1 protein-coding gene is annotated in these 272 nt (G+C 47.4%); it reads left to right on the top strand.

All coding sequences use genetic code 11. The annotated features are described in order from the left end of the window. Positions 1-272, top strand: a 272-nt coding sequence (locus FQ668_RS27475) for an ROK family protein (RefSeq protein WP_144180776.1), incomplete at both ends; no start/stop codon positions are given.

Raw genomic sequence — 272 nt, 5'->3', positions numbered from 1 at the left:
ACATTAGGTATTGATATCGGGGGGTCTGCGATCAAAGGTGCACTTGTCGACCTTGATCAGGGGAAGTTAGTTTCTGAGCGGGTGCGTTACGAAACAGAACCATTGTTTAAACCCAGGGTTGCGGCGGAATTGGTGGAAAAAATTCGCAAAAAGCTGGATTACCATGGTGTCATTGGGGTTGGTTACCCCGGCGTAGTCAAGAAAGGCATTGCATATACGGCAGCCAATTTGCATAAAAACTGGATCGGAACGGATATTGCCCAATTGCTCTC

The sequence above is a fragment of the Pseudomonas sp. Kh14 genome, from assembly GCF_900291005.1.
Lineage (GTDB): Bacteria > Pseudomonadota > Gammaproteobacteria > Pseudomonadales > Pseudomonadaceae > Aquipseudomonas > Aquipseudomonas alloputida.
The sequence above is the reverse complement of the archived record's forward strand: the minus strand, read 5'-3'. Positions and strand labels throughout refer to the sequence as shown.